The organism is Ralstonia sp. VS2407, assembly GCF_052950655.1.
Window position 1 is genome coordinate 1 of sequence record NZ_JBRFVG010000380.1, and the last position, 434, is coordinate 434.

Annotated in this window: 1 protein-coding gene; it reads right to left on the reverse strand. The window is 62.2% G+C overall.

Annotated features, from left to right (window positions below; translation table 11 throughout):
* A partial coding sequence (locus ACU8YE_RS25570; protein WP_446930414.1) for an LEM-3-like GIY-YIG domain-containing protein occupies window positions 1-434 on the reverse strand: 434 nt, incomplete at both ends.

A 434-nucleotide genomic window follows, 5' to 3' on the forward strand; every position in this document is an offset into this window, starting at 1 on the left:
GGCTAAGCGGCTTCACCGGCACCGACTTGACCTCGCACACCGTCTGGAACCAAGTGTTGGCGGCACGACGCTCCTCGTCCTCCGCTTCGCCCCAAAGTGACTGCCGGCGTCGCTCACGCGATTCCGTAGAGGGATTGGACGCACCTTCGCCGCCATCCGTCTGGTTCGTGAGAGGGCCTCGGCCCTGGTCATGACGCCCGAACATAGCGATGAGGTGACGTTCCCGTGCGTGCGCCTGCGCTTCGATTTCGAAGCTGCTCTCGATGCAGTAGCCGATCGCTTCGCCCCTGCGGTGCATTGCTCGCAGCAGGTTTAGCTTGTGGGTGAGCCTCTCGGTGTTGCGCGCCTCAGCTTCATGGTGAAAGCAGCGGTGCTGGACGCCCTTGCCAACGTAGAACGGCGTTCCGTCGGAACGACATAAAACGTACACGTAG